Annotated in this window: 16 protein-coding genes; 12 read left to right on the forward strand and 4 right to left on the reverse strand. The window is 58.1% G+C overall.

Features of this window, described 5'->3' with window-relative positions:
- Positions 1–110: 110 nt before the first annotated feature.
- From C2846_RS02770 to sthA, 10 genes are all read left to right on the forward strand, one after another.
- Positions 111–1,550, forward strand: coding sequence for a glyceraldehyde-3-phosphate dehydrogenase (locus C2846_RS02770; protein WP_080050471.1), 1,440 nt, complete (start codon positions 111–113; stop codon positions 1,548–1,550).
- Positions 1,551–1,869: 319 nt separating this feature from the next.
- On the forward strand, positions 1,870–3,207 hold the full coding sequence (locus C2846_RS02775; protein ID WP_119700617.1) for a Na(+)-translocating NADH-quinone reductase subunit A: 1,338 nt from the start codon (positions 1,870–1,872) through the stop codon (positions 3,205–3,207).
- Positions 3,208–3,210: 3 nt separating this feature from the next.
- On the forward strand, positions 3,211–4,425 hold the full coding sequence (locus C2846_RS02780) for an NADH:ubiquinone reductase (Na(+)-transporting) subunit B (RefSeq protein WP_080050473.1): 1,215 nt from the start codon (positions 3,211–3,213) through the stop codon (positions 4,423–4,425).
- The gene (locus tag C2846_RS02785) at positions 4,415–5,191 is read left to right on the forward strand and encodes a Na(+)-translocating NADH-quinone reductase subunit C (RefSeq protein ID WP_080050474.1); all 777 of its coding nucleotides are present in this window, start codon (positions 4,415–4,417) and stop codon (positions 5,189–5,191) included. Before C2846_RS02780 ends, C2846_RS02785 begins: the two co-directional genes overlap by 11 nt.
- Before the next feature lie 2 nt (positions 5,192–5,193).
- Positions 5,194–5,865, forward strand: a complete 672-nt coding sequence (locus C2846_RS02790) for an NADH:ubiquinone reductase (Na(+)-transporting) subunit D (protein ID WP_080050475.1) — start codon at positions 5,194–5,196, stop codon at positions 5,863–5,865.
- Between the two features lie 6 nt (positions 5,866–5,871).
- Positions 5,872–6,480: an NADH:ubiquinone reductase (Na(+)-transporting) subunit E gene (gene nqrE / locus C2846_RS02795; protein WP_080051730.1), complete on the forward strand. Its 609-nt coding sequence runs from the start codon at positions 5,872–5,874 to the stop codon at positions 6,478–6,480.
- An 18-nt stretch (positions 6,481–6,498) separates the two neighbouring features.
- On the forward strand, positions 6,499–7,722 hold the full coding sequence (gene nqrF / locus C2846_RS02800) for an NADH:ubiquinone reductase (Na(+)-transporting) subunit F (RefSeq protein ID WP_080050476.1): 1,224 nt from the start codon (positions 6,499–6,501) through the stop codon (positions 7,720–7,722).
- Positions 7,723–7,724: 2 nt separating this feature from the next.
- A complete protein-coding gene (locus tag C2846_RS02805; protein WP_080050477.1) occupies positions 7,725–8,747 on the forward strand; it encodes an FAD:protein FMN transferase in 1,023 nt (340 codons plus the stop codon).
- A 3-nt stretch (positions 8,748–8,750) separates the two neighbouring features.
- On the forward strand, positions 8,751–8,996 hold the full coding sequence (gene nqrM, locus C2846_RS02810; RefSeq protein ID WP_080050478.1) for a (Na+)-NQR maturation NqrM: 246 nt from the start codon (positions 8,751–8,753) through the stop codon (positions 8,994–8,996).
- Positions 8,997–9,051: 55 nt separating this feature from the next.
- Entirely contained in the window at positions 9,052–10,449 is a 1,398-nt protein-coding gene (sthA, locus tag C2846_RS02815; protein ID WP_080050479.1) for a Si-specific NAD(P)(+) transhydrogenase, read from the forward strand.
- Between the two features lie 33 nt (positions 10,450–10,482).
- Here sthA and C2846_RS02820 read toward each other — a convergent pair whose 3' ends face one another.
- From C2846_RS02820 to C2846_RS02830, 3 genes are read right to left on the reverse strand one after another with little or no spacing between them, the layout of a single operon-like run.
- Entirely contained in the window at positions 10,483–11,211 is a 729-nt protein-coding gene (locus tag C2846_RS02820; protein ID WP_080050480.1) for a glycerophosphodiester phosphodiesterase, read from the reverse strand.
- A 5-nt stretch (positions 11,212–11,216) separates the two neighbouring features.
- The gene (locus tag C2846_RS02825) at positions 11,217–11,513 is read right to left on the reverse strand and encodes a phosphodiesterase (protein WP_231705518.1); all 297 of its coding nucleotides are present in this window, start codon (positions 11,511–11,513) and stop codon (positions 11,217–11,219) included.
- A complete protein-coding gene (locus C2846_RS02830) occupies positions 11,510–12,097 on the reverse strand; it encodes a PilZ domain-containing protein (protein ID WP_080050481.1) in 588 nt (195 codons plus the stop codon). Before C2846_RS02830 ends, C2846_RS02825 begins: the two co-directional genes overlap by 4 nt.
- Before the next feature lie 92 nt (positions 12,098–12,189).
- Here C2846_RS02830 and C2846_RS02835 point away from each other — a divergent pair, with 92 nt between their 5' ends.
- Both C2846_RS02835 and lolD read left to right on the forward strand, forming a co-directional pair.
- On the forward strand, positions 12,190–13,434 hold the full coding sequence (locus C2846_RS02835) for a lipoprotein-releasing ABC transporter permease subunit (protein WP_119700618.1): 1,245 nt from the start codon (positions 12,190–12,192) through the stop codon (positions 13,432–13,434).
- Entirely contained in the window at positions 13,427–14,113 is a 687-nt protein-coding gene (gene lolD / locus C2846_RS02840; RefSeq protein WP_119700619.1) for a lipoprotein-releasing ABC transporter ATP-binding protein LolD, read from the forward strand. Before C2846_RS02835 ends, lolD begins: the two co-directional genes overlap by 8 nt.
- 32 nt (positions 14,114–14,145) lie before the next feature.
- Here lolD and C2846_RS02845 read toward each other — a convergent pair whose 3' ends face one another.
- Positions 14,146–14,670 carry a DUF2062 domain-containing protein gene (locus tag C2846_RS02845; RefSeq protein WP_080050484.1) on the reverse strand — a complete coding sequence of 175 codons (525 nt, stop codon included), beginning with the start codon at positions 14,668–14,670 and terminating at the stop codon, positions 14,146–14,148.
- Positions 14,671–14,733: the final 63 nt, after the last annotated feature.

A 14,733-nucleotide genomic window follows, 5' to 3' on the forward strand; every position in this document is an offset into this window, starting at 1 on the left:
GTTGTGTTCAATCGCGTTTACGCACTTGCCGGGCTTGGTGATTGCCTCCTTGGGCGGTAAAACGCATAATATCGCCCCCTCAGTTTCTTAACGACTTGGAAGGTACAGCCGTGACTCAAGCCCAATTCGAGCAGTGTCTGGACAAATGGACAGAGCGTGAAGCCACCGCCGAGGCGATGATTCCCCTGATCGGGCGTCTCTACCGTGAACACAATGTGGTCACTTCCATCTACGGTCGCGGCCTGGTTAACCGTTCGGTGATCAGTATCCTCAAGTCGCACCGTTTCGCCCGTCAGATCGACGATGCCGAGCTGTCGGTGCGGGACAGCTACAAGATCATCCAGAAGTTGCTGGAACTGGATCTGGGCCCAGCCTCCATCGATCTGGCCCGCCTGATCGACAAGTTCAACAAGTCCGGTAGCGGTGATCTGGATGCCTTCCTGCGTCAGGAACTGGCCAGCGTCATTGGCCACAAGGGCGAGAAGCGTCAAGGCCGTGACGTGGTGCTGTATGGCTTCGGTCGCATCGGCCGCTTGCTGGCCCGGATTCTGGTCGAAAAGACCGGTGCTGGTGATGGCCTGCGCCTGCGCGCCATCGTCGTGCGCAAGGGTGCCGAGAACGATCTGGCCAAGCGCGCCAGCCTGCTGCGTCGTGATTCGGTGCATGGTTCGTTCCAGGGCACTATCACCATCGATGAAGAAAACAACACCATTACTGCCAACGGTGTGCAGATCCAGGTGATTTACGCCAAGGATCCGTCGGCAGTCGACTACAGCCAGTACGGCATTGAAGACGCTATCGTCGTCGATAATACCGGTGTCTGGCGCGACGAGGCCGGTCTGTCCCAGCACCTGGAGTGCAAGGGTGCCAGTCAGGTGGTGCTGACTGCGCCGGGCAAGGGCAACATCAAGAACATCGTGCACGGCATCAACCATGCTGCGGTAACCCCGGATGACAAGATCATTTCTGCCGCTTCCTGTACAACCAACGCCATTGTGCCGGTGCTCAAGGCCATCAATGACAAGTTCGGTATCGTCAATGGCCACGTTGAGACTGTTCACTCGTACACCAACGACCAAAACCTGATCGACAACTTCCACAAGGGCAATCGCCGTGGTCGTAGTGCTGCGTTGAACATGGTGATCACCGAGACCGGTGCCGCCAAGGCCGTGGCCAAGGCGCTGCCGGAGTTGACTGGAAAGCTGTCTGGTAACGCCATTCGGGTACCAACCCCGAACGTGTCGATGGCGATCCTGAATCTGAATCTGGAAAAGTCGACCAATCGCGACGAAGTCAACGAGTACCTGCGCCACATGGCTCTGCACTCGGACCTGCACAAGCAGATTGACTTCACCAACTCGCAGGAAGTGGTCTCGACTGACTTTGTAGGTTCGCGTCACGCGGGTGTGGTGGACGCCGAAGCGACCATCTGCAACGACAACCGGGTAATTCTCTACGTCTGGTACGACAACGAGTTTGGTTACAGCTGTCAGGTGGTGCGTATCCTGGAAGATATGGCCCATGTCAACCCGCCGGCTTTTCCGGCCTGAGGTTGATGTGTAATGCAAGAAAGGCGCTTCGGCGCCTTTTTTGTTGCTCGTCAGGGCGTATGCGGGCGTAGGGCGGTGTCGAGGACCTGCGGCTATTTGTCAAATTGATTTCGTAAACTAAAAAACCTGAAAAAACCAATGGCTTGAGTAGCCATTGAGGGGCATGGTCTTTATACTTAGCGGGATTTTTTCCGGGGGTTTGTGGTCGCCTAGCCCTGATTCCGCCTCTGATGCCCTGTTCCGCATGTCGGAGGCCTGAGGATTTGTCTGGCTGGCTGCCCGCCCCTTAAAGATTCCAACCAGTGATTAGGCTATTCGTATGATAAAAATCAAACGGGGCTTGGATCTGCCAATCACCGGCTCACCCGAGCAGCGTATCGAGGATGCCCGTCCCGTACGCAGCGTAGCCGTTGTCGGTTTTGATTACCACGGTATGAAACCGACCATGGAAGTGCGCGAAGGTGACCGGGTCAAATTGGGTCAGATTCTGTTCAGCGACAAGAAAACGCCCGGCGTGATCTATACCGCGCCTGCCAGTGGTGTTGTCAGTGCCATCAATCGAGGCGAGAAGCGCGTCCTGCAGTCGGTAGTCATCGATATCGATGGCGACGAGCAGGTGACCTTCGATGCCCATGACGCTGGCAAGCTGGACACCCTGGATCCGCAGCAGGTGCGTGATCAACTGATCAACTCCGGTCTGTGGACTGCTCTGCGCACGCGGCCCTATAGTAAGGTGCCGGCTGTTGACAGCAAGCCCAGCTCAATCTTCGTAACCGCAATCGATACCCATCCGCTGGCGGCTGATCCGGCTGTGGTCATCAAAGCCCATGCGGCCGACTTTGAAAACGGTCTCAAGGTTCTGGCCCGTCTCGGCAAGATCTGGCTGTGCAAGGCCGAAGGCGTCAGCCTGCCGGGCGAGGGCGTGGCCGGTGTCAGCACTGAGAGCTTTGCTGGTCCGCACCCTGCTGGCCTGTCCGGCACCCATATCCATCACCTGGATCCGGTCAATGACCACAAGCAGGTCTGGCAGGTATTCCCGCAGGACGTGATTGCTATCGGCAAGCTGTTTACCGAAGGCAAGATCTGGACCGAGCGCGTTGTCGCACTGGCCGGCCCGCAAGTCGACAATCCGCGCCTGCTCAAGACTCGTCTGGGCGCCAATCTGGAAGAGCTGACCGCTGGTGAACTCAAACCAGGCAACAACCGGATTATCTCCGGTTCGGTGTTCGGTGGTCGCAATGCCCGTGGTCCGGTCGGCTATCTGGGTCGTTACCATCAACTGGTGTCGGTACTGCGTGAAGGCAGTGAGCGGGAAATGATGCATTACCTGCGCGCTGGGGTTAACAAGCACTCGGTGCTGAACATCTTCGTTTCCAAACTGAATCCGGCCAAGCTGTTCGACTTCAGCACTTCGACCAACGGTAGCCCGCGGGCCATGGTGCCGGTCGGGAACTATGAAGAAGTGATGCCGCTGGACATCCTGCCGACCCAATTGCTGCGCTATCTGATCGTCGGTGATACCGACATGGCGCAAAAACTGGGCTGCCTGGAGCTGGACGAGGAAGATCTGGCTCTGTGCACCTACGTGTGCGCCGGCAAGTATGAATACGGCCCGATCCTGCGGGACAACTTGACCCGCATCGAGAAGGAGGGTTAAACCATGGGTCTGCGTTCATTTCTGGACAAGATCGAACACAACTTCGAAAAGGGCGGCAAGCACGAGAAGTGGTATGCCCTGTACGAAGCCATTGATACCTTCTTTTACCGCCCCGGCAGTGTGACCAAAACCACCGCCCACGTGCGTGATGGTATCGACCTCAAGCGGATGATGATCACCGTTTGGCTATGCACTTTCCCGGTGATGTTCTACGGCATGTACAACATCGGTTATCAGGCCAACAGCATTCTTGCTGCCAGCCCGGAACTGATGGCTGCCCAGGACAACTGGCGGATCGCCCTGATCTCGCTGTTTGCCGGTTTCAATCCAGCCAGCCTCTGGGACAACTTCGTTCACGGCGCTGCCTACTTCCTGCCCATTTACCTGGTGACCTTCCTGGTCGGTGGTTTCTGGGAAGTGCTGTTCGCCTCGATCCGCAAGCATGAAGTCAATGAAGGTTTCTTCGTGACCTCAGTGCTGTTCGCCCTGATCATGCCGCCAGATATCCCGCTGTGGCAGGTTGCGCTGGGCATCAGCTTCGGTGTGGTGATCGGCAAGGAAGTGTTCGGTGGTACTGGCAAGAACTTCCTTAACCCGGCACTGACCGGCCGAGCCTTCCTGTTCTTCGCCTATCCGGCGGAAATCTCCGGTGACGCGGTTTGGACCACGGTTGACGGCTACTCCGGCGCTACCGCGCTGAGCCTGGGCGCCGAAGGTGGCGTACAGGGCATCCTGGCCCAGGGCATCACCTGGTGGGACGCCTTCTTTGGCAATATGCAGGGTTCGATCGGTGAAGTGTCGACGCTGGCTATCTTCCTCGGCGGCGCGATTCTGCTGCTGACCAAGATCGCCAGCTGGCGCATCGTAGCTGGTGTGATGATCGGCATGATCGGTATGAGCTTGCTGTTCAACACCATTGGTTCAACCAGCAACCCGATGTTCGCCATGCCCTGGTACTGGCACCTGGTGATCGGTGGCTTCGCTTTCGGCATGATCTTCATGGCGACCGACCCGGTGTCCGCCTCAATGACCAATACCGGCAAGTGGATCTTCGGTGCCTTGATTGGTGTCATGGTTATCCTGATCCGGGTGGTGAACCCGGCGTTCCCTGAGGGCATGATGCTGGCGATTCTGTTTGCCAACCTGTTCGCGCCCCTGATCGACCACTTCGTGGTTCAGGCCAATATCAAGCGGAGGCTCGCACGTCATGTCAGCTAAGAAAGAAACCGTAGGGCGGACGATTACTGTCGCTCTGTTGGTCTGTCTGGTGTGTTCGGTGGTGGTGTCCACCGCAGCGGTATCGCTGAAACCGATCCAGATCACCAACCAGTTGCTCGACAAGCAACGTAACATCCTGTCGATCGCTGGTCTGCTGGAGCCGGGTGTGCCGGTTCAGGAGCAGTTCCAGAAGATCACCCCGCGTCTGGTCGACCTGCGTACCGGCAAGTTCAGCGATGAGCTGGACCCGTTGAGCTACGATCAGGCTCGTGCTGCCAAGGAGCCGGCATTGTCCAGCCGTCTGGACAGTTCGGACGATATTGCAGCTATCCGTCGCCGTGAGCACTTCGCTACCGTTTATATGGTGGAGAACGAAGACGGGATCGAAACTCTGATCCTGCCGATTCACGGCGCTGGTCTGTGGTCGACCCTGTATGGCTTCGTGGCCCTGGAAGGCGACCTCAACACTGTTGTGGGTCTGGGTTTTTATCAACACGCCGAGACCCCTGGTCTGGGTGGTGAGGTTGATAACCCGAACTGGAAGCAGCAGTGGACCGGTAAGCTGATCTACAACGATGACGGCAGCGTGGCTGTACAGGTGCTTAAAGGCAGCGTCGACAGCAACAGTCCGCGTATCCAGCACCAGGTCGATGGTCTGGCCGGTGCGACTCTGACCAGTCGTGGTGTGGAAAACCTGGTCCGTTTCTGGATGGGCGAAAATGGTTTCCGTCCGTTCCTGGATAACCTGCGCGCAGGGGAGGCTTAATCATGGCTAAGGCAAGCGCCAAGCAGGTGCTCTTCGAGCCCATTTTTAGTAACAACCCGATCGCTCTGCAGGTACTGGGGATTTGTTCGGCCCTGGCAGTGACCACCAGCCTGAGTGTAACTCTGGTCATGTGTGTGGCTCTGACTTCGGTCTGTGCACTGTCCAACCTGTTCATTTCGGTAATTCGTAACCAGATTCCCAGTGCGATTCGTATGATCGTGCAGATGGTGATCATCGCCTCTCTGGTAATTCTGGTTGACCAGACCCTCAAGGCTTTCGCCTATGACGCCAGCAAGCAGTTGTCGGTGTTCGTCGGTCTGATTATCACCAACTGTATCGTGATGGGGCGTGCTGAGGCCTTCGCCATGCAGAACCCGCCGGCCATGAGTTTCCTTGATGGTATCGGTAACGGTCTGGGCTACAGCTTCATCCTGATCGTGGTTGCGGTCATCCGTGAACTGTTCGGTGCCGGCTCGCTGCTGGGCTTCGAGATCCTGCCGCTGGTCAATGCCGGTGGTTGGTATCAGCCCAACGGTATGCTGCTGTTGCCGCCGTCGGCGTTCTTCATCATCGGCCTGATCATCTGGGCCCTGCGTACCTGGGACAAAGGCCAGGTCGAGGCTGTCGAGTTCAAGATGGCCCCTCAGACCCGTGCCGCCAAGGAGGCCATGTAAATCATGATCGAGCATTACATTAGCCTGCTGGTCAGAGCCATTTTCGTTGAGAACATGGCGCTGGCATTCTTCCTCGGGATGTGTACCTTCCTGGCCATTTCCAAGAAGGTGCAAACCGCCCTGGGTCTGGGTATTGCGGTGGTTGTGGTATTGACCATCACCGTACCTGCCAACAACCTGATCTACACCTATCTGCTGCGTGATGGCGCACTGGCCTGGGCCGGTATGCCGAATGTCGACCTGAGTTTCCTCGGTCTGCTGAGCTATATCGGCGTTATCGCCGCCATGGTTCAGATCCTCGAGATGCTGCTCGACAAATATGTTCCGGCGCTCTACAACGCGCTGGGCGTGTTCCTGCCGCTGATTACCGTGAACTGTGCGATTTTGGGTGCTTCGCTGTTCATGGTTGAGCGTGATTACGCACTGGGTGAAAGTGTCGTGTACGGCTTTGGGGCTGGTACTGGCTGGGCGCTGGCAATTGTCGCGCTGGCTGGTATCCGTGAAAAACTCAAGTACAGCGACGTTCCGGACGGTCTGCGCGGACTGGGCATCACCTTCATCATTGTCGGTCTGATGTCTCTGGGCTTCATGTCCTTCTCCGGCGTACAACTGTAATAAGGAGCTGAACCCGTCATGAACATCGAAATCATCCTCGGCGTCGGGATGTTCACCGCGGTCGTTTTGACGCTGGTGGCCGTGATCCTGATCGCCCGTTCGAAACTGGTCAGCAGCGGTGACATCTCTATCGAGATCAACGGCGAGCGGACCATTACCGTGCCGGCTGGCGGCAAGCTGCTCAACACGCTGTCCGACAACGGCATTTTCCTGTCGTCGGCCTGTGGTGGCGGCGGTACCTGCGCCCAGTGCAAGTGCATCGTTGAAGCGGGCGGTGGCGAAATGCTGCCGACCGAAGAGACTCACTTCACCAAGCGTGAAGCGAAGGAAGGCTGGCGCCTGTCCTGTCAGACCCCGGTCAAGCAGGACATGAAGATCGAAGTGCCGGAAGAAGTGTTCGGCGTGAAGAAGTGGGAGTGTACTGTCGAGTCCAACCCCAACGTCGCGACCTTCATCAAGGAACTGACCCTGAAACTGCCGGAAGGCGAGAACGTTGACTTCCGTGCCGGTGGTTACGTACAGCTTGAATGCCCGCCGCACACCGTGCATTACAAGGACTTCGACATTCAGCCTGAATACCGTGGCGACTGGGACAAATTCGATCAATGGAAGTATGTTTCCAAGGTCGACGAAACGGTCATCCGCGCCTATTCGATGGCTAACTACCCGGAAGAGAAGGGCGTGGTCAAGTTCAACATCCGTGTGGCCTCGCCGCCGCCCGGTCGTGATGACTTGCCGCCCGGCAAGATGTCTTCCTGGGTATTTTCTCTCAAGCCCGGTGACAAGGTAACCGTGTATGGCCCGTTTGGTGAGTTCTTCGCCAAGGAAACCGATGCCGAGATGGTCTTTGTCGGTGGTGGTGCCGGTATGGCGCCAATGCGCTCGCACATCTTCGACCAGCTCAAGCGTCTGCACTCCACGCGCAAGATCAGCTTCTGGTACGGCGCGCGTTCGCTGCGCGAGGCTTTCTACGTCGAAGAGTTCGATCAACTGGCTGCTGAGAACGAGAACTTCGAGTGGCATCTGGCACTGTCGGATCCGCTGCCCGAAGATAACTGGGAAGGCCCCACCGGCTTTATCCACAACGTTCTGTTCGAGAACTACCTGAAGGAGCATCCGGCGCCTGAGGACTGCGAGTTCTACATGTGCGGGCCGCCGATGATGAACGCTTCGGTGATCAAGATGCTGCAAGACCTGGGTGTGGAGCCCGAGAATATCCTGCTCGACGACTTCGGCGGATAAACATGCTGCATCGTGTTACCCAGCCCGTTATAGCTGTCGCCCTGGCGGCAGCCGTAACGGGCTGTTTCAATTCTGTAGAGCCGGTTTCTGAAGTTCAGGGCGCTACTATGGGGAGCAGCTACTCGATCAAGTGGGTGGCGCAAGAGGACTCCCTGGGGGCAGTGGCCCTGCATGCCGAGATCGAGGCCATGCTGGCCGAGTTCGACGCTGAGGTGTCGACCTGGCGTCCCGATTCTGATTTGGCGCTTTTCAACGCTGCGGCTGTCGGCAGTTGCCGGGATATGCCTGATTCGGTACTGGATCTAGTGCGGCTGGCTCAGGAGCTCAATCGTGAGAGCGGCGGTGCCTTTGATCTGACTGTTGGTCCCTTGCTGCGGCTGTGGGGGTTCCACGGTGGCGATGGGCGCCAAGTGATTCCTGCCGAGCAGGAAGTTGAACGTACACTACAGCGGGTAGGTCAGCGGCACCTGCGGATTGAGGGTCGTCAGCTGTGCAAGGATGCTGACGTTGAGGTGGATGTCAGCAGCATCGCAGCCGGTTACATGGTTGATCGTGTGGTGGAATACCTGCACAGTCTGGGAATCACCAGCTACATGGTTGAAATCACCGGTGAGCTCAAGGCGGCCGGTCTGAAGCCAGGCAACCGGCCTTGGCGGATCGCGGTCGAGGAGCCGCGTGACGACAACCGGGTAACCCACAAGGTGATCGCTCTGGATGGTCACGGCGTATCCACCTCAGGAGATTATCGCAATTATTTCGAGTACGAGGGGCAGCGCTACTCGCATACCTTCGATCCGGTCAGTGGCCGCCCGGTCATGCATGCCCTGGCCTCGGTCACGGTGCTGGACCCGTCCACGGCACGGGCTGACGGGCTGTCGACCATTCTGTTGGTCAAGGGGCCGGAGGCCGGATGGGTGTATGCTGTAGAGCATGACATAGCAGCTTTGTTCGTAATTCGTTCCGGGAAGGGCTTCGTATCCCGCAGCACTCCCCGATTCAAGGTCCTCAAAAGGGGCAAGGAGTAACTCATGGTTTGGGTTTTGGCTTTTCTGTTGATGTCGCTGATCGTCGCCGGCATGGCTGTCGGGGTGATGATGGGGCGCAAGCCAATTGCCGGTTCCTGTGGTGGTATCGGTGCGACTGGCGTGGATAAGGTCTGTGGCATCTGTGGTGGTGACACGACCAAGTGTGAAGAGGCTAGTGCCAGAGCCGGTGTGCCCCAGGTGCCCAGCAAGGGTGCAGATCTTGCGCGTGACGCGACCAAGGTCGACTAGTCAGGCAATCGGTGAGCTGTCAGCATTTTCCCGTTAGCACAAGGAACACATTTGAATGGCCGTATACAACTATGACGTAGTGGTGTTGGGCTCTGGCCCAGCGGGTGAGGGGGCTGCGATGAATGCAGCCAAACATGGCCGCAAGGTGGCGGTGGTTGAAGAGCGCAATGTGGTGGGCGGCAACTGCACTCACCTCGGCACTATCCCCTCCAAGGCGCTGCGTTATTCGGTCAAGCAGATTATTCAGTTCAACACCAACCCGATGTTCCGCCAGATTGGTGACCCGCGTTGGTTCTCGTTCCCTGACGTATTGCGCAGCGCCGAAAAAGTGATGAGCAAGCAGGTGGCTTCACGTACCAGCTACTATGCGCGCAATCGGGTCGATGTGTTTTTCGGCAAGGGCAGTTTCGCCGATGAGCACACCATCGAGCTGGTCAATAGCTCCGGGGTAGTGGACAAGCTGGTGGCCAAGGAAGTAATCATCGCTACCGGTTCGCGGCCGTACCGTCCGGCGGATGTCAACTTCAGCCACCCGCGCATCTACGACAGTGACACCATTCTCAAGCTCAATCACACGCCGCGCACCCTGATTATCTATGGCGCCGGGGTGATCGGCTGCGAGTATGCATCGATTTTTTGCGGTCTTGGGGTGAAGGTCGATCTGATCGACAATCGCGACCGTTTGCTCAGCTTCCTCGATGATGAAATCTCCGATGCGCTCAGTTATCACCTGCGCAACAACAGTGTGCTGATACGCCACAACGAGGAGTATGACAAGATCGAGGGGCTGGAAAATCGTGGGGTGATTCTGCATCTCAAGTCCGGCAAGAAGCTCAAAGCTGACGCCTTGCTCTGGTGCAATGGCCGTACCGGCAACACCGATGGTCTGGGGCTGGAGAACGTCGGGCTGCATCCCAACGGCCGGGGTCAGCTTGAGGTCGATCAGAACTACCGGACCTCGGTGCCGAACATCTACGCGGTGGGTGATGTGATCGGTTGGCCGAGTCTGGCCAGTGCGGCTTTCGATCAGGGCCGTTCGGCGGCTGGCAATATCGTCAGCAACGATGCCTGGCGGTTTGTCGATGATGTGCCGACCGGTATCTATACCATTCCCGAGATCAGTTCGGTCGGCAAGACCGAGCGTGAACTGACTGAGGCCAAAGTGCCCTATGAGGTCGGTCAGGCGTTCTTCAAGAGTATTGCCAGGGCGCAGATCAGTGGTGAGCCGGTAGGGCTGCTGAAGATCCTGTTTCACCGTGAAACCCTGGAAGTGCTGGGTATTCATTGCTTTGGCGACCAGGCCGCCGAGATCGTACATATCGGTCAGGCGATTATGAACCAGAAGGGTGAGGCCAATACCATTCAGTATTTCGTCAACACCACCTTCAACTACCCGACCATGGCCGAGGCCTACCGGGTTGCTGCGCTGGATGGCCTGAACCGGCTGTTCTGAACCAGCAGGTTGCCCCGGCCGCTTGGCCGGGGCTCAGCCGCTGTTGCCGAGTAGCCGGACAGCCTGGCTGGGTACATCGGTAATGATGCTATCCACCCCCATCTGCGCCAGGCGCTGCATTAAATCCAGATCATTGACTGTCCATACTGAGACGTGCAGGCCGCTGGCCTGAGCTCGAGCCAGCAACGCCGGGCTGCATAGCGTCCAGTTCAATACCAGCATCTGGCAGCCGTAACGTAAAGCACTCTTGACCGGGTCCAGCAGGCCATACTCCTCAACCAGTCCGGTTGGCAATGGGCAGCCGCTGTCATGGGCGTAACGCAGCAGGATGCGGCTGCTGGAGGTGATGGTGACCTTGTTGTGCAGCTCAAAGCGTTCGACCAGCCGCAGGATTGCATCAATCACCAGCCGTGACTGGCTTTGCGAGCCGCTCTTGACCTCAAGCTGATAGTGCTCGAACTCCGGGCAGCTCTCGAACAGTTGTTCCAGACTGGGGATCAGGCAGGGCTCCGGCCAGTCGGGCAGGGCATGACGGGCGTCGAGGCGGGTCAGGTGTGTAGCCGGGTGTTGAGCAACCTTACCACCCAGGCCAGTGGTGCGCCTGAGCGTGGGGTCATGAATGACGATCAGTTGCTGGTCGGCCGACAGGTGCAGGTCTAGTTCAACCCGGGTGACTCCGGCCTCAAGAGCCTTGCGAAAACTTGGCAGGGTGTTCTCTGGAGCCTCGGCACGGGCGCCCCGGTGGCCATAGATGAGCGGCATTGACGTTACTGTATCCGAGGTTGGTGCTGACGCACGCTATGAATGACCTTGTCGTGTTCGAAGTAGACGCTGAAACCGGGATAGTCCCAACGGCTGATCGGTGGCTGGCCGACGGCCGGGTGACGGGTGGTGGGCTGTCCATGGCGCTGAACTACCTGGGCGCTGCTGGTGCCGTTGTTCGGTAGTTGGTTGGCGCTGGTGCCTGCCTGCTGGCCGACCGGTACGGTTAGCGTGTCGGCCAGGCTCCAGGCGGCACCGCACAGCAGGGTGACGGCCAGGCTCAGGCTGGTGAGTTTTTTCATGTTGGCGTCCTTTCTTCGGTTTTTGCAGCTCGTATGTCCTGGGCCTGCTTTTGCAGAATATGCCGGGCCAGTAGCTGGCGCTGAGCATCGGACAATTGCTCGAAGCTTACCCCGATTGTCCATTTGCCGGTAGCAAATGGGTCACAATGCACAACTTTGGCTGGCACGATAAGGCCGAGCGGAGTAGGGAGCAGTACCATACGGATGGCGAGCCAACTGCCGGGTGTAAGGGGCTCGGAGGCGGGGAAGGACATCCCGCCTTCGCTGATAGTGACGTCGACACAGGCGCCCAGATCTTCAGACAATTGGGTAGCAAGGGCTTTGCCGACCAGATCGATGCGCTTGTTGATTATCTTCAGGTAGTTGGCCAGGGCCCGGTCGCGCTCGGCGATCTGACGCAACAGATGCTGGGACTCGTAGTCGAGCATGTGCAGGTCTCCCAGCAGTCCGAACAGGGGGGATTGTCGGGTGAAATCGGACAGGTCCCCCTCGGGGCCATCGATCAGCCGATAGTCCAGCGCCAGATTGTCCTGGATACGGAAATATTCGCGCATGTCGTTGTCAACGTCGTTATGGGTTTGCATGGCTGTTCCCGTTTACCGCAACGCAATTCAGTGTAACATGGCAGCCCAAACCGACACTCAACTGGGTCCATCCTTCAGGTAACTGGTATTCCATGTTCAGACCCCTGCCGTTTTTTATCGGATTGCGCTACACCCGCGCCAAACGTCGTAACCACTTCATTTCGTTCATCTCGCTGATTTCCATGCTCGGCCTGACCCTGGGGGTCATGGTCATGATTCTGGTGTTGTCAGTCATGAACGGTTTTGATCGTGAGTTGCGTACCAGAATTCTCGGCATGGTGCCGCATGCCACCATCAATGGTTACCAGCCGATCGACGATTGGCAAAGTCTGGCTGGAGTGCTGACCGCCCATCCCAGAGTGGAGGCGGCGGCGCCGTTCATTCAGCTCCAGGGGATGTTGACCCATAACGGAAGTGTAGCTCCGGTTCTGGTTAATGGCATTGTGCCCGAGGCCGAGGCTGGCGTCTCGATCATCGATCAGCACCTCGAGGCTGGCAGCCTGGATTCTTTGGTTGATGGCCAGTTCGGTATCATCATCGGTGAACTGACGGCCAAGCGCTTCGGAGTTGAGCCGGGTGACAAGCTGACCTTCGTCTTACCGGAGGCCTCGATGACGCCAGCCGGTGTGTTTCCGCGGCTCAAGCGTTTTGAGGTTGTGGGGGTGTTCAAGGTCGGGGCCGAACTGGACGGCTCGCTGGCGTTGATTCACGCCGCCGATGCTGCGCGTCTGTCACGCTGGCAGCCAGGGCAGGTTCAGGGGCTGCGGATCAAGCTGGATGATCTGTTCCAGGCGCCGCAGGTAGCCTGGGAGCTGGTGACCCGGTTGCCGGGCCAATACTATGCCCAGGACTGGACCCGCAGCCACGGCAACCTGTTCGCGGCTATCCGCATGGAAAAGACCATGGTCGGCTTGCTGCTATTGCTGATCGTGGCGGTGGCAGCCTTCAACATCATTTCCACTCTGGTGATGGTGGTCACCGACAAAAAGGCCGATATCGCGATCTTGCGCACTCTGGGCAGTTCGCCACGCACGATCATGGGCATTTTCATGGTCCAGGGCTCGGTTATCGGTGTGGTCGGGACTCTGGCCGGCTGCGTGCTTGGTGTGCTGGCGGCGCTCAATGTCTCCGATCTGGTGGCCGGACTGGAACGTTTGCTGGGGATTCAATTCCTCAGTTCCGATGTGTATTTCATCAACTACCTGCCATCCGAGTTGCTTTGGGGCGATGTGCTGCTGATCTGCTCGGCGGGTCTGGGTCTGAGCTTCCTGGCCACCCTGTATCCGGCCTGGCGGGCATCACGGACCGAACCGGCGGAGGCTTTGCGTTATGACTGAAGTGGTTCTCGAATGCCGGCGGATCTGCAAGGAGTACGCGGTGGGGCCGCAGAGCCTACAGGTGCTGAAAAACGTCAACCTGCGGCTGGAGGCCGGCGAGCGGGTGGCAATCGTTGGCAGTTCCGGCTCGGGCAAGACCACCTTGCTCAACCTGCTCGGCGGGCTGGATACCCCGAGCGAAGGTGAAGTCTGGTTGGCTGGCAAGCAGATTTCTGCGCTGCGCGAGTCGGAGCGTGGGCGTCTGCGCAACAGTGATCTGGGCTTTGTTTACCAGTTTCACCATCTGTTGCCGGAGTTCACTGCGCTGGAGAATGTCTGTATGCCGCTGCTGATTGGTCGCACACCGATTGCCGAGGCGCGCGAGCGGGCGATGAACATGCTGGAGCGGGTGGGCTTGAAGCCGCGGGCTGGCCACAAGCCAGCGGAATTATCCGGCGGCGAACGTCAGCGGGTGGCAATTGCCCGGGCGCTGATCAATCAGCCGGCTTGTGTGCTGCTCGATGAGCCGACCGGCAATCTCGATCAGCATACTGCCCGAAGTGTTCAGCAACTTATGCTGGAGTTGAGCCAGAGCCTGAAAACCACCTTCCTGGTGGTGACCCACGATTTGCACCTGGCAGCCCAGATGGATCGGGTGCTGACTCTGACCGAAGGTCATCTCGAACAGCATCAGTTCTGAAGCAGATCTGATTCTCACCTATCGCCGTCGGTTCAGGATTGCCGACGGCGTCGCAGTTTGCGCTGCTCCCAGTTGCGCGAGACCCAAAAGCGCCAATACAACATGGTGGCGCTGTAGCCAATCAATGCCAGCACCGCACCCATCAGGACCGAGCCGACCAGTAGCGGTTGCCAGATGTGCTGGATTTCCGCGCTGATCCAGGTCAGTGACAGCTCCATTGGGATAGTGCGCTCCGGGGTGCCGAGCAGCAGGGTGCCAATCTTGTACTGAATGAAGAATAGCGGCGGCATGGTCACCGGGTTGGACAACCAGACCAGACCGACGGAGATTGGCAGGTTGGCGCGGCAGGGAATAGCGATGATTGCCGATACCAGCATCTGCATCGGGATCGGCAGCATGCAAACGAACAGACCAATGGCCATGGCGCGAGCCACACTGTGACGGTTGAGGTGCCACAGGTTTGGATCGTGCAGAATGGTGCCGAGAAAACGCAGGGATTTACTGCGCTTGATCCGCTCCGGACTGGGCATGTAGCGTTTGAGAATCTGGCGCGGCATCAGCGAATGGTCGGCGGGTTGAACGTGGACCAATTATGCATGGAATGCCAGGCATGGACTACT

Source organism: Pseudomonas jilinensis, from assembly GCF_003586265.1.
GTDB lineage: Bacteria > Pseudomonadota > Gammaproteobacteria > Pseudomonadales > Pseudomonadaceae > Halopseudomonas > Halopseudomonas phragmitis.